The organism is Enterobacter sp. MALB-1 (assembly GCF_041021625.1).
Lineage (GTDB): Bacteria > Pseudomonadota > Gammaproteobacteria > Enterobacterales > Enterobacteriaceae > Enterobacter > Enterobacter oligotrophicus.
This window is the reverse complement of the sequence record NZ_JBDPJL010000001.1, coordinates 1,585,823-1,603,620: the sequence shown is the minus strand read 5'-3', so window position 1 is coordinate 1,603,620 and position 17,798 is coordinate 1,585,823. Positions and strand designations below refer to the sequence as shown.

Genomic DNA, 17,798 nt, shown 5'->3' with positions numbered 1-17,798 from the left:
ATATATAATCAATTTTATTTTTAAGCCAGCGCGCCGTAACCTTTTAGCCAGACAAAGGAGAAGGTTATGTCAGAACTCACCTTACAGCATCATCGTACATTGTGGCACGTCGTGCCGGGCCTGGCGCTCAGCGCCGTGGTGACTGGCGTGGCGTTATGGAGCGGCAGCATTCCGGCTGTCGCGGGGGCAGGATTCAGTGCCTTAACGCTGGCTATTTTGCTCGGCATGGTGGTTGGAAACACCGTTTATCCGCATATCTGGAAATCCTGCGACGGCGGCGTGATTTTTGCTAAGCAGCACTTGCTGCGCCTGGGGATCATTCTTTACGGCTTCCGTCTCACCTTTTCGCAGATTGCGGATGTCGGCGTAAGCGGGATCGCCATTGACGTCCTGACGCTGACCAGCACGTTTTTACTGGCGTGCGTTATCGGACAGAAAGTATTCGGACTGGATAAACAAACCAGCTGGCTGATTGGCGCGGGCAGCAGCATCTGCGGTGCGGCGGCAGTGCTGGCAACGGAACCGGTGGTGAAAGCGGAATCCAGCAAAGTGACCGTAGCGGTAGCGACCGTCGTTATCTTCGGTACGCTGGCGATTTTCCTTTACCCGGCCATGTATCCGCTGGTTGCTCACTGGTTTAGCCCGGAAACCTATGGCATGTATATTGGCTCAACCATGCATGAAGTGGCGCAGGTGGTGGCGGCTGGTCACGCCATTAATCCGGAAGCGGAAAACGCGGCGGTGATAGCCAAAATGCTGCGCGTGATGATGCTGGCCCCGTTCCTGATTATCCTGGCGGCAAGAGTCAAACAGCTGGCTCCGGCAGGCGGTAACCAGAAAAGCAAAATCACCATTCCGTGGTTTGCGATCCTGTTTATCGTGGTAGCGATATTTAACTCTTTCCATCTGTTGCCAAAAGCGCTGGTGGATATGCTGGTCACGCTGGATACGGTACTGCTGGCGATGGCAATGGCGGCGCTGGGGGTGACCACTCACGTCAGTGCGCTGAAAAAAGCCGGTGCGAAACCGCTGCTGATGGCACTGGTGCTCTTTATCTGGCTGATTGTTGGCGGTGGCGCGATTAACCTCGCGGTTCACAGCCTGATGGCATAAACCACTACATCCTTCTCCTGTTAACCCGCTATCATAGGCATTTCGGGTTAACAGGAGTCCCTTTATGAAATACGTTGGAGCGCACGTCAGCGCTGCAGGTGGCCTGGCGAATGCCGCCATTCGTGCCGCCGAAATCGAGGCGACCGCTTTCGCCCTGTTCACCAAAAACCAGCGCCAGTGGCGTGCTGCCGCGCTTACCACTGAAGTGATTGATGATTTCAAAGCCGCCTGCGAGAAATACCACTTCGGGCCGGGCCAAATTCTCCCTCATGACAGCTATCTGATTAACCTCGGCCACCCGGTCGAAGAGGCGCTGGAAAAATCCCGTGAGGCGTTTCTCGATGAAGTGCAGCGCTGCGAACAGCTTGGGCTGACGCTGCTGAACTTCCATCCCGGTAGTCATCTGATGCAGATTGACGAAGATGCCTGTCTGGCGCGCATTGCTGAGTCCATTAACATCACGCTGGATAAAACCAAAGGCGTCACGGCGGTCATCGAAAATACCGCCGGTCAGGGCAGCAACCTCGGCTTTAAGTTTGAACATCTGGCGGCGATTATTGACGGTGTGGAAGACAAATCCCGCGTCGGCGTGTGTATTGATACCTGCCACGCGTTTGCGGCCGGGTATGACCTGCGCACCATCGAGGCAACAAAAGATACCTTCGATGAGTTCGAGCGCATCGTGGGCTTTCAGTACCTGCGCGGGATGCACCTGAACGATGCGAAAAGCGCGTTCGGCAGCCGCGTCGACCGCCACCACAGCCTCGGTGAAGGCAATATCGGCCACGATGCGTTCCGGTTTATTATGCAGGATACCCGCTTCGACGGTATTCCGATGGTGCTTGAGACTATTAATCCGGATATCTGGGCGGAAGAGATTGCCTGGCTGAAGGCACAGCAAACCGCAGAACACGCGGCATAAAAAAAGCCGGGTGCTTAATGCGACCCGGCTTTTTTGCAGGTCGGGTAAGGCGTAACCGCCACCCGACACATCGTTTAGGCTGCTTTCGCTACCACGTCCGCTTCCGGACGCTTCAGCACCGCATATGACAGACCCGCCACCAGAGTACCCGCGATAATCGCCAGCAGGTAACCCAGCACCGGCGTGATTGCGCCAGGGATCAGCAGTACGAACAGACCGCCGTGCGGAGCCATCAGTTTCGCACCAACCGCCATGGAAATCGCACCCGTAACCGCACCGCCGATGATACAGCAAGGCAGAACACGCATTGGGTCACGCGCCGCGAACGGGATCGCCCCTTCGGTGATGAAGCACAAGCCCAGCACCAGCGCCGCTTTGCCACCTTCCTGCTGTGCTTTATCGAACTTACGACGGGCAACGATCGTTGCCAGACCGAGAGCCAATGGAGGCACCATACCCGCCGCCATAATCGCTGCCATTGGCGCGTAGGTCTGGGTACTCAGCAGGCCCACGCCAAACGCGTATGCCGCTTTGTTTACCGGACCACCCATATCGGTACACATCATGCCACCGAGGATAGCGCCCAGCAGAACCGCGTTCGCCGTCCCCATGGTTTGCAGCCAGTGGGTCAGACCTTCCAGAATACCCGCAACCGGTTTGCCAATGAGGTAAATCATCGCCAGACCGACCACCAGACTGGAGAGCAGCGGGATGATCAGAATCGGTTTCAGCGCTTCCATACTTTGTGGCAGCTTCAGCTTTGAGCTGATCAGTTTCGCGACGTAACCCGCCAGGAAGCCCGCAATGATACCGCCGATAAAACCGGAACCGGTGCTTACTGCCAGCATACCGCCGATCAGACCCGGCGTCAGGCCAGGACGGTCAGCAATGGAGAAGGCAATAAAACCAGCCAGCACCGGCACCATCAGCGCAAACGCGGAGCCACCACCAATCTGCATCAACGCAGCAGCCAGCGTGCCCTGCTCTTTAAACGCTTCAATACCAAATGCAAAAGAAAGCGCGATGCACAGACCGCCTGCCACTACCATCGGCAGCATGTAAGAGACACCGGTCAGCAGGTGGCGATACGCGCCCGCAGACTCTTTTTTCCCTTCGGTAGCGGTTTTCGCCGCGCCGCTTGCCTGATAAGGCCTGGCTTCAGCCAGCGCTTTATCAAACTCCTGCGCCGTCTTTTTCAGCGCCAGGCCGGTAGAGGTGCGGTACATCGGTTTTCCGGCAAACTTCGCCAGATCCACTTCGATATCCGCTGCGACAATCACCAGATCGGCTTCAGCCACCTCTTCAGGCGTGATCGCATTGCCTGCACCTACGGAGCCACGTGTTTCAACTTTCACCCACCAGCCGCGCTTTTTCGCTTCGGTTTCAATGGCTTCAGCAGCCATAAAGGTATGTGCCACACCCGTCGGGCAAGCCGTTACGGCGACAATGCGTTTCGGGCCAGACGCTGCAACAGGTGCCTCAGCAACGGGGGCACTGTAGACCGACGCATGGCTTTTCGCTTCACTCAGGAACAGCTCCGGATGCGCAACCGCGCGATTGATATCGCCCAGCCACACTTTTTTGCCGTTCAGTGCGCTGTCCGCCGGGATTTTATCGCCCAGAACAATCGCCAGCTCGGCATCACCTGGGTTATCGATAATCTCCAGGTGTGCTTTTTGTGCCGCCGCGCCCAGCAGCGTCTTCGCCATATAGGCGCGAGCCTGTCCGAGACCGGAGTCAATGATCAGCAGCGTTTTCATTATTCCTCTCCTGCTGTTAGTTAAAAGGTTTTAAGTCAACGCGCGCCATCATCGCGGCTAACTGGGTACGATCGGTAATACCGACATTGCTCTGGCTCACGGCCAGGGCCGCAACGGCGGTGGCAAGACGTAACGTATGTTCACTGGATTCGCGCATCAGCAGGCCGTAAATCAGGCCGCCGACCATGGAATCCCCTGCGCCAACGGTGCTGACAACATCGACCGACGGCGGTTTGGCAATCCATTCGCCAGAGGCGTTAACCCACAGCGCACCTTCTGCACCAAGAGAAATCACCACGTGAGCGATACCCTGCTCGCGCAACGCATGAGCAGCTTCAATGACATCTTTTAATTCTGGCAGCTTACGGCCAGCCCAGATCTCCAGTTCGCGACGGTTTGGCTTCACCAGCCACGGCGCGGCTTTCAGACCTGCGACCAGCGCATCACGGCTGCTGTCGAAGATAATGCACGGACACTGGCTGCGCAGGCGCGTCATCCAGTCGGTGAAGGCTTCAGGGCTTACGCCGGACGGCAGACTGCCGCTCACGCACACCATGTCGAACTGTCCGAGCCAGGTCAGGGAATCGTTAACAAAACGTTCCCAGTCGGACGGCGTGACTTCAAAACCAGAGAAGTTCAGATCGGTCACTTCACCGTCTTTCTCCGTCAGCTTTACGTTGATACGGGTACGGCCCTGAACCACCTGGAAACGGTTCGCAATACCCAGCTCGCTGAACAGCTGCTGGAAACCGTCCTGGTTATCTTTGCCGAGGAAGCCGCCCACGGTGACATCAATACCCAGATCTTTAAGCACTTTCGCTACGTTAATCCCTTTACCCGCAGCATGCAGGCCAGTGGTACGCACGAGATTAACTTCACCGCGCTCAATTTCCGGGCAGAAGCCCACCAGGTCGTAAGCCGGGTTCAGCGTGATTGTCGCAACACGTCTGCTCATTATGCGCCCTCCCCCAGACCGGCCGCGATGGCATCGCCAATCGCTTTCAGCGCCTGTTCAGCATCTGCCCCCTGTGCGGTAAAACGCAGACGGTGACCTTTCTTCACGCCCAGCGCGACAACCTTCATCAGGCTACGGCCATTGGCCGGCTTGCCAGAACCGTCCAGATTGGTGACGGTGATTTCACTTTCGAACTGCTTGATGGTGTTCACCAGCATGGTGCCCGGACGGGCATGCAGACCGTGTTCATTTCGGACCACAAACTCAGCACTCAGCACGTCGTCAGTCAGCGCATCGTCACTGGTCAGCAGGGCCAGCAGAGTGGCAGCATCCGCATTCAGCAGTTTTTCAGCTTTATTGTTCATAAGCAGATCGCCCAGACGCTTCAGCACGGAAACCGGCTGTTCATCGGCCATCGCGACGGTAACAAGCACTGCAGCGCGTTCACCTTCAACGTCAAACGCGGTGGCCGCGCGGCTGACGGCAATAGCGCTACGCAGGTTCCCTTCAGCACTGTCGTTCAGCCAGATACCCTGGCCCAGATTCAACGGCTTATCATTAATCGCACGCGTCACGAAGCTGGCATCTGCCGCACCGGCTTCTTTCAGACGCCCCGCATTCAGTGCCTGCAGCGTGACCAGATCGGAAGCGGCGACATCCAGCGTCAACGTTTCATTATCCAGTTTCAGCGCTTCGCTTTGCTTTTCACCCATCAGCAAGGCGCGCAGCTCTTCCGCTGTCGTGGCGGATTTCAGCTGTTCAGCCACGGAGTCATCACTCAGCACATGCGTCAGCTGACGCAGCAGACCTAAATGTTCGTCGCTGCTGGCGGCAATACCGATCGCCACATAAGCCACCTGGCCCTCGCCCCACACCACACCCTGAGGGAACTGATAAACCTGAACGCCGGTTATCAGCACCTGGTCGCGTGTGTCGGTCGTGCCGTGTGGAATGGCAATGCCATTGCCAAGGAAGGTCGACGTCTGCTGCTCGCGAGCCAGCATGCCATCAACATAGCCTTCAGCCACGTTGCCCGCCTGCACAAGGGCAGCGGCAACCTGGCGAATAGCCTCTTCTTTATTCCCGGCCTGCGCGGCCGGGTGGATATCCTGAACAGATAACTGGAACATGGTTCTCCTCTCCTGCTGAAATTGAATCGTTTCAGCTTAATTGAGAAAAAATGCGCTAACCTGCTCCGTTAGTTAAAACAAGGTAGCGCTGAAACGTTTCAAGAAGTCTTGCTCTTTCTCCAATATGTTGCAAGAAAAGTTACAATTCTGATTTCAGAAGTTAGATACGCAGCACATTTCTTCATCGTTCAGCTAATATTGCTGACGTTCAGCAGGCACATTTCAGCAATGTTCAGCCTGAAATCGTAACCTGAAATGCTATTTTGATTTTTCGTAGCGAAATTGATCGGAGCATCTGTTTATTTTCTGACAGGCGGCGTACACTCCGCGTCTCTTTATGAACTGCCGATCGTGAAAGATGCATAACACCCCCGCTGCCGCCTCACCAAAGCCCTTTGATTTGACGTCAACGGCGTTTTTGATTGTTGCCTTCCTCACCGGAATTGCCGGTGCGTTACAAACACCAACGCTGAGTTTATTTCTGACCAACGAAGTCCATGCCCGTCCGGCGATGGTCGGCTTCTTCTTTACCGGAAGCGCCATTATCGGCATTCTGGTCAGCCAGTTTCTCGCCGGACGCTCCGACAAAAAAGGCGACCGCAAAAGCCTGATCGTCTTCTGCTGCTTACTGGGCGTCTTTGCCTGTGTGCTGTTTGCCTGGAACCGTAACTATTTCGTTCTGCTGTTTGTGGGCGTATTCCTGAGCAGCTTCGGCTCTACCGCTAACCCGCAGATGTTCGCACTTGCCCGCGAGCATGCCGACCATACCGGACGTGAAGCGGTGATGTTCAGCTCTATATTACGCGCGCAGGTGTCGCTGGCATGGGTGATTGGTCCGCCGCTGGCTTACGCACTGGCGATGGGCTTTGGCTTTACGGTGATGTACCTGAGCGCGGCTGTCGCGTTTGTGGTGTGCGGCGCGATGGTGTGGTTCTTCCTCCCGTCGATGCGCAAAGAGCCAAAAGTCGCGACCGGAACGCTCGAAGCTCCGCGCCGCAACCGCCGTGATGCGTTGTTGTTATTCATCATCTGTACGCTGATGTGGGGAACCAATAGCCTCTACATTATTAATATGCCGCTGTTTATTATTGATGAGCTGCATCTGCCGGAGAAGCTGGCGGGGATCATGATGGGCACTGCAGCAGGGCTTGAGATCCCGACGATGCTGATTGCAGGCTATTACGCGAAGCGTTTCGGGAAGCGTTTTTTAATGCGGATTGCCGCCGTCGCGGGGCTGCTGTTCTACATCGGTATGCTGACGGTACATACGCCAGCGTTGCTGCTGGCTTTACAGCTGCTGAACGCCATCTATATCGGCATTCTGGCCGGGATTGGCATGCTCTACTTCCAGGATCTGATGCCAGGACAGGCAGGCTCCGCCACCACCCTTTATACTAATACGACCCGTGTAGGCTGGATTATTGCAGGCTCAATGGCGGGTATCGTTGCTGAGATCTGGAATTATCATTCAGTGTTCTGGATTGCACTGGTGATGTGCGTCCTGACCATAACCTGCCTGACGCGGATTAAAGACGTTTAAGGTGCGGTGAGCGACTCAAGCTCAAGAAGATATGTCATGGCCTCGGCGCGCGTGTTACCGCACATTTCCGCTGAAGGCTGAAGCCCGGCACACACCTTCGGGCGCAGGGGCGAGCCAAAGATCATGCACAGGTTGGTTTCAGAGAGCTGAACGCAACGGGTATTGGCAGGCTTGCCCTCCGGCATTCCTGGAATGGGGCTTGAAATGGACGGTGCGGTACAGCACGCGCCACAATCTGGACGACAATCCATAAATGCTCTCTATTGGTGACGAACGCCCGCGCAGTCAGGCATTGGGCGCACAGTAACACCTTTTATGTATTGATAGCAAAAGCCACGAATTCCGCTTGCCTGAAAGGCCGCGCGCGAGTAATTTGGCGCGATATTTTTTACCTCCCGTAAACAGGATTACTGCAATGCCAAGAGCGAATGAAATTAAGAAAGGTATGGTACTGAATTACAACGGCAAGCTGCTGATTGTGAAAGACATCGATATTCAGGCCCCCAGCGCCCGTGGTGCAGCAACGCTGTACAAAATGCGTTTCGCCGATGTTCGTACCGGCCTGAAGGTTGAAGAACGTTTCAAAGGTGACGATATCGTTGATACCGTGACCCTGACCCGTCGCTATGTTGATTTCTCTTACATCGACGGCAACGAGTACGTGTTCATGGATAAAGAAGATTACACCCCCTATATCTTCACCAAAGATCAGATCGAAGAAGAACTGCTGTTCATTCCTGAAGGCGGTATGCCGGATATGCAGGTTCTGACGTGGGATGGCGTGCTGCTGGCGCTGGAACTGCCACAGACGGTGGATCTGGAAATCGTTGAAACCGCACCAGGCATCAAAGGCGCGTCTGCAAGTGCGCGCAACAAACCGGCTACCCTGACCACCGGTCTGGTTGTGCAGGTTCCTGAGTATCTGTCTGCTGGCGAGAAAATCCGCATCCATATCGAAGAAAAACGTTATATGGGTCGCGCTGACTGATTGCGGCATTTGTCGGATGGCGGCTTCGCCTTACCCGACCTACAAAACACGAAAAACCGGCTCTCAGGCCGGTTTTTCGTAGGCACGTTAAGCGTAGCGCCACCAGGCGACAGAGCTTACAGAAGCTCCGGATACTTCGTCATCTTCAGCGCCAGCTCCACGCCGCGCACTTCCGCCATCCCTTTCAGACGGCCAATCGCCGAATAGCCTGGATTGGTTTTCTTGCGCAGATCGTCCAGCATCTGATGTCCGTGGTCAGGACGGAACGGGATCGGGCGGGTATCTCCCGCATGCTTACGACGCAGCTCTTCGGCCAGAATGGCATCCACCACCGCGACCATGTTCACGTCGCCGCCAAGATGCGCCGCTTCGTGGAAGGTTTTCGGGTTCTCTTCACGGCAGGTTGCCCGCAGGTGCGTGAAGTGAATGCGATCGCCAAAGGTTTCGATCATCCGGACCAGGTCGTTATCTGCCCGCACGCCGTAAGAGCCGGTGCACATGGTGAAGCCGTTATAAATGCTATCTACCGTCTCTTTCAGCCACTGCATGTCTTCAATGGTAGAAACGATACGCGGCAGACCGAGGATTGGACGCGGTGGATCGTCAGGATGAATAGCCAGGCGCACGCCCGCCTCTTCTGCAACAGGCACAATCGCGCGCAGGAAGTACGCCATGTTTTCACGCAACTGATTTTTATCGATATCGCCATACTCCGCCAGACGCGCACGGAACTGATCCAGGGTATAACCTTCTTCTGCTCCCGGCAGGCCCGCGATAATGTTGCGGGTCAGCTTTTCGATGTCCGCTTCGCTGGCTGCATTGAACCACTGCAGGGCCTGCTGCTGCTCTTCCGCGGTGTAGTCCGCTTCTGCGCCAGGACGTTTCAGGATATGCAGCTCGAATGCGGCAAAAGCGATCTGGTCAAAGCGCAGCGCTCTGGAGCCGTCAGCAAGTTGATACTCAAGGTCGGTGCGCGTCCAGTCCAGAATCGGCATAAAGTTATAGCAGACGGTATCAATACCGCAGGCTGCGAGGTTACGAATGCTCTGCTGGTAGTTGGCGATCCAGGTTTTATATTCGCCGGAATGGGTTTTAATATCTTCATGAACCGGAATGCTTTCAACAACAGACCAGGTTAAGCCTTTTTCCGCCAGCAGTGCCTGGCGCTTTTTAATTTCGTCTACCGGCCATACCTGGCCGTTAGGAATGTGATGCAGCGCCGTAACGACACCCGTTGCGCCAGCCTGACGCACATCATCAAGAGAAACCGGATCGTTCGGCCCGTACCAACGCCAGGTTTGTTCCATTACCCACCCCTCAAGTTGTTATACCAATATGTGATACTGCGATGACGACTACCATACATGTTTACGAAAAAGGGTCAACACAGCCCGCTGCATTGATTGATCAATCTCACATAACAGGGATATTTACGGCTTACCAATTCAATTTGTTGTCATATAACTTTACACTGCCATTGTTAATTAATGGTTAATCAGGTGTGTACTTCATGAAGACTATTGCCTCCACCGCGCTTCCTGCCCATGTCCAGCAGCCTCGCTACGATCGCACGCTATTACGCTCGCGCATCGTCCACTTTGGGTTTGGTGCGTTTCACCGCGCGCATCAGGCGTTGTTAACAAACAGAGTGCTCAATGCCAAAGGCGGTGACTGGGGGATATGTGAGATTAGCCTGTTCAGCGGCGATGTCCTGATGAGCCAGCTTCGCGCGCAGGATCACCTCTTCACCGTGCTGGAAAAAGGCGCGGAAGGAAATCAACCGATCATCGTGGGGGCTGTTCATGAGTGCCTGAATGCAAAACTGGACTCGCTGGCTGCCATTATTGAGAAATTTTGCGAACCGCAGGTGGCGATTGTTTCGCTCACCATCACTGAAAAAGGCTATTGCATCGACCCGGCCACCGGCAAGCTGGATATGCAAAATGCCCGTATTCTTCATGACCTGGAAAACCCGACTGAACCCCATTCCGCGCCCGGTATTCTGGTCGAAGCACTCAGCCGTCGTCGCGATCGCAATCTGCCGGCCTTCACCGTGCTCTCCTGCGACAACATTCCTGATAACGGTCACGTGGTAAAAAATGCCGTACTCGGTATGGCTCAGAAGCGTTCCCCGGCGCTTGCCGGGTGGATCGATGCCCATGTCAGCTTCCCTGGCACCATGGTCGACAGGATTGTCCCGGCCGCCACCGACGCTTCGCTGGCGGAAATCACGCAGGAACTGGGTGTTGAAGATCCTTGCGCCATCAGCAGTGAACCGTTTATTCAGTGGGTTGTGGAAGATAAGTTTGTCGCCGGACGCCCGGACTGGGAAGTGGCGGGTGTGCAAATGGTGGAGGACGTTTTACCCTGGGAGCAAATGAAATTGCGAATGCTCAACGGCAGTCACTCTTTCCTCGCGTACCTCGGTTATCTCGCTGGCTACGCGCATATTAATGAATGTATGCAGGATGACAGCTTCCGTGAGGCCGCGCGCCGTTTAATGCTGGATGAACAAGCCCCTACGCTGCATATCACTGGCGTCGACCTTATTGCTTACGCCGATAGCCTTATTGACCGTTTTGCCAACCCGGCGTTACAGCACCGGACCTGGCAAATCGCGATGGATGGTAGCCAGAAACTGCCTCAGCGCATGCTGGACGGTGTCCGGGTGCATCTTGAGCACAAAACCGCGTGGCCATTACTGGCGCTGGGTATCGCAGGCTGGATGCGCTACGTCAGCGGCGTAGATGAACGCGGCCACAGCATTGATGTTCGCGACCCGCTCAGCGATAAGATCCGCGCCATTGTTGACGCCAGCAGCGATGCGGAACGTGTTAATGCTCTGCTTGGGCTGAGTGAAATCTTTGGTCACGACCTGCCGCAGTCTCCTGAGTTCGTAGAGGCCGTCAGCCAGGCGTACCAGCGTGTTGCTCGCCACGGTGCGCGTCAGGCCGTTGTCGAGACGTTAAATATTTAACGATTATTGCGTTTAAGGCGAACGGAAATGCCCTCCGTTCGCCCGCCCTCTTCTCATTGCACCGTTTTTTCGTCAGGATGATAGATAATTGTTAAAGCATCACGATTATTTATCGGAGCGCACGTGACCAAAACCAACCTGATCACCGGTTTTCTCGGTAGCGGTAAAACCACCTCGATTCTGCATCTGCTGGCAAATAAAGATCCGGCAGAGAAATGGGCCGTTCTGGTCAATGAATTTGGCGAAGTCGGTATTGATGGCGCGTTGCTGGCCGACAGCGGCGCGATGATTAAAGAGATCCCTGGCGGATGTATGTGCTGCGTGAATGGCCTGCCCATGCAGGTTGGACTGAACACGCTGCTGCGCCAGGGCAAACCCGATCGTCTGTTGATTGAACCCACCGGTCTGGGCCACCCGAAGCAAATTCTCGATTTATTGACCGCGCCGGTTTATGAGCCATGGATCGACCTGCGAGCCACGCTGTGCCTTCTCGATCCTCGCCAGTTGCTGGATGAGAAAACGGTGAATAATGAGAACTTCCGCGATCAACTCGCTTCTGCAGACATCATCGTGGCGAATAAAGAAGATCGCGCTACGGCAGAAAGCCAGGCCGCGTTCGATGCCTGGTGGCAACGTTCAGGTAACGGGCGTCAGCGTATTCAGACCACTCAGGGGAAGATTGACAGCGCCCTGCTGGATCGCCCTCGCCTGAACCTGGCTGAACTGCCATCCAGCGCAGAACACAACCATAGTCATGGCGTAAAGCAAGGTCTGGCGGCATTGAGCCTGCCGGAACATCAGCGCTGGCGGCGAAACCTGAACAGCGGCCAGGGACATCAGGCGTGCGGGTGGATTTTCGATGCCGACACGGTTTTCGACACCATTGGTATACTTGAGTGGGCGAGGCTGGCGCCCGTCGATCGCGTTAAAGGCATTATGCGCACCCAGGACGGTCTGGTTCGTATTAATCGTCAGGGTGAAGATTTCTTTATTGAAACGCAGAATGTTGCGCCGCCTGATAGTCGAATAGAGCTAATTAGTGCGGTTAACACCGACTGGAACACATTACAGTCCAGCCTGTTGAAGATTCGTTTAACTTCCGGCGGCTAACGTTGCCCCTGATTTAACTGCTTGCTGAAGAATGATGACAACTCGATTTCCTTTGATTCTGCTGCTTAACGCCGCTGGCCTGGCGCTGTTCTTCTCCTGGTATTTGCCGGTGAACCACGGTTTTTGGTTCCCGCTGGATTCCGGGCTTTTTCACTTCTTTAACCAGGCGCTGGTAAAGAGTCAGGCGTTCCTGTGGCTGGTAGCCATCACCAACAACCGCGCCTTCGACGGCTGCTCGCTGCTGGCGATGGGCTGCCTGATGCTCTCTTTCTGGCTGAAGGAGGACAAGTCAGGACGCCGCCGCATTATGATTATTGGTCTGGTAATGCTGCTGACCGCGGTAATCGTTAACCAGCTGGCACAACATCTGATGCCGGTAAAACGCGCCAGCCCTTCACTCTATTTCCCGAATATTAACCGCGTCAGCGAATTGCTGCATATTTCAACGAAAGACGCCTCGAAGGATAGTTTCCCCGGCGATCATGGCATGATGCTGCTTATTTTTTCCGCGTTCATGCTGCGTTATTTCGGCAAAAAAGCGTTCGCTATAGCCCTGATGATTGTTGTGGTATTTGCATTCCCGCGCGTCATGATCGGCGCTCACTGGCTGTCGGATATTGCGGTTGGTTCACTTTCCGCCGTGTTGATTGGTTTGCCGTGGTGCCTGATGACGCCATTAAGCGATCGGCTTATTGCGCTTTTTGATCGCTATCTTCCCGGCAAAATGCAACAAGCAATAAACAAATAATTAACTCAAATTAACCTCATCCATCAGGGATCATTGTCGATCCCTGATACATTCTCCCGCCTTTTTCACGTTTTCTGTCATCATTACGTCACATTATTCATGATATAAATGAACATGTTGCATGCTTTTTAACCCGATCTGCTGCCATTTTAAGCAATCCCGGTTATTCACTTTCTGTATCACAATTTCTTATAAAAAAATGGTTATTTTTACTCGCAATGCCCTACGCAATCGGTTAATCTCAGACTCGTTTTGCCTCACTGAGATAATTATTATCGTGGTGAATAAATTTGTGCGTTACACCACAAATCTGACCAGAAAGAATTGTCTCAATGTGAACAGATATTTAGTCTCGTCACGGTTGGCATTTTTATAACGATATTTGTCGTTAAGGACTTCAAGGGAAAATAAACAAAATGGTCAAATCTCAACCGATTTTGAGATATATCTTGCGGGGTATCCCGGCGATAGCAGTGGCGGTTCTGCTTTCTGCATGTAGTACAACGAACACCGCGAAGAATATGCATCCTGAGACGCGTGTTGTGGGAATGGAAGATTCCTCTTCACTGCAAGCCTCTCAGGATGAATTTGAAAACATGGTACGTAATCTGGACGTGAAGTCCCGTATTATGGACCAGTATGCTGACTGGAAAGGCGTGCGTTATCGTCTGGGCGGCAGCACGAAAAAAGGTATTGATTGTTCCGGCTTCGTACAGCGTACTTTCCGCGAGCAATTTGGGTTAGATCTTCCGCGTTCAACCTATGAACAGCAGGAAATGGGCAAGTCGATTTCTCGCACCAAGCTGCGCACGGGTGATTTAGTCCTGTTCCGTGCAGGTTCTACAGGTCGACATGTTGGCATCTATATTGGCAACGACCAGTTCGTACACGCGTCCACCAGCAGCGGTGTGACGATCTCCAGCATGAACGAGCCATACTGGAAGAAGCGTTACAACGAAGCACGCCGTGTTCTGACCCGTAGTTAATATTACTGTCGTATCGTTGGTTATCCCTTGGCTGGCGATACGATGAAAAAAGCACTGCTCCGGCGGTGTTTTTTTTTGCCCGTTACACTGAGTACATTCAGCGGCAATTCAGGAAGCACGACGTCTATGTTCACCCGCTACTTCTCCAGCAACCGTAAGATCCTCGTCCTCAGTATCTTTACTGGCCTGTTCATTGCCCTGCTCCTGGGTTCGTTGCAATTTTTCTGGAGCTACCACAAAAGAGACGTGAAGTCCGATACCCTGATTTCGGACTTGAGCGTGTACATGGAAAGCTATTTTGAGGAGCTTAAAGCCTCGATCGATACGCTCCAGCCTCTCACGCTGAATAACTGTCAGGAGGTGAGCGCAGAGCTGACTTCTCGCGCGGCCTTCAGTATCAACGTGCGGGCCTTTTTACTGGTCCGGGATAAAAAAGCATTCTGCTCATCGGCAACAGGCCCGATGGACACCCCCATGGAGGAGCTTATTCCCGAGCTTCATATCACTAAACCGATCGATATGGCGCTCCTGCCAGGCACGCCAATGCTGCCCAACAAACCGGCGATAGCCATCTGGTATCGAAACCCGCTGGTGAAAGATGGCGGTGTGTTTACTTCCGTTAATATCAATTTAACACCGTATCTTCTTTATACGGCGCGCCAGGATGAGTTCGCGGGCATCGCCGTGATCATTGGTGATCAGGCATTAACAACCATGTCCGGTGCCCTGATTAAAGCGCAAGATTTGCACGAAAAACCGGCCCGCACCGCCACGCTTAGAGGAGTTCCTCTTACCATCAAGCTCTATGCCGAAGCATGGACGACCGATGAACTGCTGTTTGCCCTGTTTTTCGGTCTGGTTTGCGGCATTGCAGCCGGTTCGCTTAATTACTACATTCTCACCATTCGCCTGAATCCAGGAAAAGAGATTTTAACCGCCATTAAGCTCGGTCAGTTTTACGTGGTTTATCAACCGGTGGTGGATGCAAAAGCGCTTAAAATGCGCGGCGTTGAAGTCTTAATGCGCTGGAAGCACCCCACGATGGGAGAGATCCCGCCGGATGCCTTTATCAATTTTGCCGAAGCGCAGCAACTGATTGTCCCCCTGACATTGCATCTCTTTGATCTGATTATACGCGATGCCCCGGTGCTGCAGACTGTACTCCCTCCAGGCGCAAAACTCGGTATTAATATTGCGCCAGGCCACCTGCACGCAGAAAGTTTTAAAGAGGATATACGCGCCTTTAATGCAGCCCTGCCGCAGGATCATTTCCAGACCGTACTGGAAATAACGGAACGTGACATGATTAATCAACGTGAGGCCAAGTCGCTGTTTGAATGGCTGCACAACGAAGGTTTTGAGATTGCGATTGATGATTTCGGCACCGGGCACAGCGCGCTGATTTATCTAGAACGTTTCACAATGGACTACCTCAAAATCGATCGGGGCTTTGTGAACGCCATTGGCACCGAAACGGTGACATCACCGGTGCTTGACGCGGTACTGACGCTGGCAAGGCGGTTGAATATGTCGACGGTTGCGGAAGGTGTAGAGACGCCGGAGCAGGCCGTCTGGCTGCGTGAGCATGGCGTTAATTTCCTGCAGGGCTATTGGATCAGCCGCCCCATGCCGCTGGAGCAATTCAGTAAATGGCAACCTGACGTGACGCCCGGTGAATAATTTCACAATGCGAGCGGCGTCAATTATCATTCACCCTAATTGAGTACGTCAGGATAAAAAAGGGAGCCGCCGGAAGATGTTTATGCGCTTCGTGTTGATGCTGTTGGCATTAGTAAGCCTGTCCAGCCAGGCGCAGACCATCAAAGAAAGCACGGCGTTTGCCGTCATTGGTGAGCCAAAGTACGCAATTAACTTTACCCACTTTGATTATGTGAACCCTGCCGCGCCCAAAGGCGGAAATGTCACGCTCTCTGCGATGGGCACCTTTGATAACTTCAACCGCTACGCGCTGCGCGGCGTGGCAGCAGCAAGGACAGAATCCCTCTACGACACCCTCTTTGTCACCTCTGATGATGAACCCGGCAGCTACTACCCGCTGGTGGCAGACAACGTTCGCTACGCGGATAATTTTGCCTGGGCGGAAGTTTCAATTAATCCACGGGCGCGTTTTCATGATGGCACACCGGTTAAAGCCAGCGACATCGCGTTCACGTTCCATAAATTTATGACCGAGGGCGTTCCCCAGTTCCGTCTGGTGTATAAAGGCGCAACGGTGAAAGCCATTGCGCCGCTGACGGTGCGCATCGAACTGAGCGAACCGAACAAAGAGAACATGCTGAGCCTGTTCTCACTTCCCGTTATGCCGGAATCATTCTGGAAAAACCATAAACTCAGCGACCCTCTCTCCACCCCGCCACTGGCAGGTGGCCCGTACCGTATCACCGACTGGCGCATGGGGCAGTATGTGATCTATTCCCGCGTCAAAGATTACTGGGCGGCCAATCTCCCGGTAAACCGTGGCCGCTGGAATTTCGACACCCTTCGCTATGATTATTATCTCGACGATAACGTGGCGTTCGAGGCGTTTAAGGCGGGAGCTTTCGATTTTCGTGTGGAGAACAGCGCAAAGAACTGGGCAACCCGCTATATCGGTAAAAATTTCACAAAAGGTTATATCGTCAAAGACGAACATAAAAATGAGTCCGCGCAGGATACCCGCTGGCTGGCGTTTAATATCCAGCGCCCGGTATTTGCCGACCGCCGGGTACGTCAGGCCATCACCCTGGCCTTTGATTTTGAATGGATGAACAAAGCGCTGTTTTACGGGGCATACAGCCGTACCAACAGTTATTTCCAGAATACCGAATATGCCGCGCGCAACTACCCAAACGCCGACGAACTGGTCCTGCTGGCTCCGCTGAAAGCGGAACTGCCGCCAGAAGTGTTTACCACCGTGTTTGAACCGCCTGAGTCCGACGGCAAGGGCTTCGATCGCGATAATCTGTTAAAAGCCAGTACGCTGCTGGATGAAGCAGGCTGGGTGCTGAAAAATCAAAAACGCGTCAATGCGCAAACGGGTAAGCCGCTGAGTTTTGAGCTTTTGCTCTCCTCAGGCGCAAACAACCAGTGGGTGCTACCCTTTAAACAGAATCTTGAACGACTGGGGATAACCCTGAATATCCGCCAGGTGGATAACGCGCAAATCACCAACCGCATGCGCAGCCGGGATTACGACATGATGCAACGCCTGTATGCGGCGCAACCGTGGCCCGGCACAGATCTGCAGATCACCTGGGATTCCCGCTATATTGATTCTTCCTACAATGCACCGGGCGTTAAAAGCCCGGCAGTGGATGCGCTGATCGCCAAAATCGTGGCAGCACAAGGTGATAAAGAGAAACTTGTGCCACTGGGTCGGGCGCTCGACAGAGTATTAACCTGGAATTATTACATGCTGCCCATGTGGTATATGGGCGAAGATCGCATTGCCTTCTGGGACAAATTCTCTCAGCCATCTGTGCGCCCTGTTTACACCCTGGGCTTTGACACATGGTGGTACGACGTCAATAAAGCCGCCAGACTCCCCGCTGAGCGGCGTTAAGGAACTA

15 protein-coding genes are annotated in these 17,798 nt (G+C 53.9%); 10 read left to right on the top strand and 5 right to left on the bottom strand.

All coding sequences use genetic code 11. The features are described from left to right. Window positions 1–66: 66 nt before the first annotated feature. Window positions 67–1,113 carry a YeiH family protein gene (locus tag ABGB15_RS07655; RefSeq protein WP_369064151.1) on the top strand — a complete coding sequence of 349 codons (1,047 nt, stop codon included), beginning with the start codon at window positions 67–69 and terminating at the stop codon, window positions 1,111–1,113. A 64-nt stretch (window positions 1,114–1,177) separates the two neighbouring features. Then, entirely contained in the window at window positions 1,178–2,035 is an 858-nt protein-coding gene (nfo, locus tag ABGB15_RS07650; RefSeq protein WP_215722363.1) for a deoxyribonuclease IV, read from the top strand. Between the two features lie 74 nt (window positions 2,036–2,109). On the opposite strand, the gene fruA is transcribed toward nfo, so the two are convergent. From fruA to fruB, 3 genes are read right to left on the bottom strand one after another with little or no spacing between them, the layout of a single operon-like run. After that, window positions 2,110–3,795 carry a PTS fructose transporter subunit IIBC gene (gene fruA / locus ABGB15_RS07645; protein WP_215722364.1) on the bottom strand — a complete coding sequence of 562 codons (1,686 nt, stop codon included), beginning with the start codon at window positions 3,793–3,795 and terminating at the stop codon, window positions 2,110–2,112. A 16-nt stretch (window positions 3,796–3,811) separates the two neighbouring features. After that, window positions 3,812–4,750: a 1-phosphofructokinase gene (gene fruK / locus ABGB15_RS07640; protein ID WP_152081639.1), complete on the bottom strand. Its 939-nt coding sequence runs from the start codon at window positions 4,748–4,750 to the stop codon at window positions 3,812–3,814. Next, entirely contained in the window at window positions 4,750–5,880 is a 1,131-nt protein-coding gene (gene fruB, locus ABGB15_RS07635) for a fused PTS fructose transporter subunit IIA/HPr protein (protein WP_215722365.1), read from the bottom strand. Before fruB ends, fruK begins: the two co-directional genes overlap by 1 nt. Window positions 5,881–6,238: 358 nt before the next feature. On the opposite strand from fruB, the gene setB reads away from it, so the two are divergent. Then, window positions 6,239–7,420, top strand: a complete 1,182-nt coding sequence (gene setB, locus ABGB15_RS07630) for a sugar efflux transporter SetB (protein ID WP_152081641.1) — start codon at window positions 6,239–6,241, stop codon at window positions 7,418–7,420. On the opposite strand, the gene ABGB15_RS07625 is transcribed toward setB, so the two are convergent. Continuing rightward, window positions 7,417–7,671, bottom strand: a complete 255-nt coding sequence (locus ABGB15_RS07625; RefSeq protein WP_215722366.1) for a YkgJ family cysteine cluster protein — start codon at window positions 7,669–7,671, stop codon at window positions 7,417–7,419. The genes setB and ABGB15_RS07625 overlap by 4 nt on opposite strands. Window positions 7,672–7,835: 164 nt before the next feature. Between ABGB15_RS07625 and yeiP the strand changes: the two genes are divergently transcribed. Next, the gene (gene yeiP, locus ABGB15_RS07620; protein ID WP_008500940.1) at window positions 7,836–8,408 is read left to right on the top strand and encodes an elongation factor P-like protein YeiP; all 573 of its coding nucleotides are present in this window, start codon (window positions 7,836–7,838) and stop codon (window positions 8,406–8,408) included. A gap of 116 nt (window positions 8,409–8,524) precedes the next feature. Here the strand turns inward: yeiP and uxuA are convergent, their stop codons facing one another. Then, complete coding sequence (uxuA, locus tag ABGB15_RS07615; protein ID WP_152081643.1) at window positions 8,525–9,715, bottom strand: mannonate dehydratase; 1,191 nt, start codon at window positions 9,713–9,715, stop codon at window positions 8,525–8,527. A 203-nt stretch (window positions 9,716–9,918) separates the two neighbouring features. Here uxuA and ABGB15_RS07610 point away from each other — a divergent pair, with 203 nt between their 5' ends. The 6 genes from ABGB15_RS07610 to ABGB15_RS07585 all read left to right on the top strand — a co-directional run bounded on the left by ABGB15_RS07610 (window position 9,919) and on the right by ABGB15_RS07585 (window position 17,791). Next, window positions 9,919–11,385: a mannitol dehydrogenase family protein gene (locus ABGB15_RS07610; RefSeq protein WP_215722367.1), complete on the top strand. Its 1,467-nt coding sequence runs from the start codon at window positions 9,919–9,921 to the stop codon at window positions 11,383–11,385. Window positions 11,386–11,508: 123 nt separating this feature from the next. Continuing rightward, window positions 11,509–12,495 (top strand): GTP-binding protein, encoded by a 987-nt coding sequence (locus tag ABGB15_RS07605; protein WP_215722368.1) that lies wholly within the window; start codon window positions 11,509–11,511, stop codon window positions 12,493–12,495. A gap of 34 nt (window positions 12,496–12,529) precedes the next feature. Beyond that, window positions 12,530–13,243, top strand: coding sequence for a phosphatase PAP2 family protein (locus ABGB15_RS07600; RefSeq protein WP_152081646.1), 714 nt, complete (start codon window positions 12,530–12,532; stop codon window positions 13,241–13,243). A 416-nt stretch (window positions 13,244–13,659) separates the two neighbouring features. Further along, window positions 13,660–14,229, top strand: a complete 570-nt coding sequence (mepS, locus tag ABGB15_RS07595; RefSeq protein ID WP_152081647.1) for a bifunctional murein DD-endopeptidase/murein LD-carboxypeptidase — start codon at window positions 13,660–13,662, stop codon at window positions 14,227–14,229. 126 nt (window positions 14,230–14,355) lie between these two features. Beyond that, window positions 14,356–15,909: a cyclic di-GMP phosphodiesterase gene (locus ABGB15_RS07590; RefSeq protein ID WP_152081648.1), complete on the top strand. Its 1,554-nt coding sequence runs from the start codon at window positions 14,356–14,358 to the stop codon at window positions 15,907–15,909. 76 nt (window positions 15,910–15,985) lie between these two features. Then, the gene (locus tag ABGB15_RS07585) at window positions 15,986–17,791 is read left to right on the top strand and encodes an extracellular solute-binding protein (RefSeq protein WP_215722369.1); all 1,806 of its coding nucleotides are present in this window, start codon (window positions 15,986–15,988) and stop codon (window positions 17,789–17,791) included. Window positions 17,792–17,798: the final 7 nt, after the last annotated feature.

What these genes read in the sequence shown, in the direction of transcription:
- ABGB15_RS07625 (WP_215722366.1), bottom strand. Translation starts at nt 7,671, where the DNA reads ATGGATTGTCGTCCAGATTGTGGCGCGTGCTGTACCGCACCGTCCATT.
- fruB (WP_215722365.1), bottom strand. Translation starts at nt 5,880, where the DNA reads ATGTTCCAGTTATCTGTTCAGGATATCCACCCGGCCGCGCAGGCCGGG.
- ABGB15_RS07590 (WP_152081648.1), top strand. Translation starts at nt 14,356, where the DNA reads ATGTTCACCCGCTACTTCTCCAGCAACCGTAAGATCCTCGTCCTCAGT.
- nfo (WP_215722363.1), top strand. Translation starts at nt 1,178, where the DNA reads ATGAAATACGTTGGAGCGCACGTCAGCGCTGCAGGTGGCCTGGCGAAT.
- ABGB15_RS07600 (WP_152081646.1), top strand. Translation starts at nt 12,530, where the DNA reads ATGACAACTCGATTTCCTTTGATTCTGCTGCTTAACGCCGCTGGCCTG.
- mepS (WP_152081647.1), top strand. Translation starts at nt 13,660, where the DNA reads ATGGTCAAATCTCAACCGATTTTGAGATATATCTTGCGGGGTATCCCG.
- fruA (WP_215722364.1), bottom strand. Translation starts at nt 3,795, where the DNA reads ATGAAAACGCTGCTGATCATTGACTCCGGTCTCGGACAGGCTCGCGCC.
- ABGB15_RS07585 (WP_215722369.1), top strand. Translation starts at nt 15,986, where the DNA reads ATGTTTATGCGCTTCGTGTTGATGCTGTTGGCATTAGTAAGCCTGTCC.
- uxuA (WP_152081643.1), bottom strand. Translation starts at nt 9,715, where the DNA reads ATGGAACAAACCTGGCGTTGGTACGGGCCGAACGATCCGGTTTCTCTT.
- ABGB15_RS07655 (WP_369064151.1), top strand. Translation starts at nt 67, where the DNA reads ATGTCAGAACTCACCTTACAGCATCATCGTACATTGTGGCACGTCGTG.
- yeiP (WP_008500940.1), top strand. Translation starts at nt 7,836, where the DNA reads ATGCCAAGAGCGAATGAAATTAAGAAAGGTATGGTACTGAATTACAAC.
- ABGB15_RS07610 (WP_215722367.1), top strand. Translation starts at nt 9,919, where the DNA reads ATGAAGACTATTGCCTCCACCGCGCTTCCTGCCCATGTCCAGCAGCCT.
- fruK (WP_152081639.1), bottom strand. Translation starts at nt 4,750, where the DNA reads ATGAGCAGACGTGTTGCGACAATCACGCTGAACCCGGCTTACGACCTG.
- setB (WP_152081641.1), top strand. Translation starts at nt 6,239, where the DNA reads ATGCATAACACCCCCGCTGCCGCCTCACCAAAGCCCTTTGATTTGACG.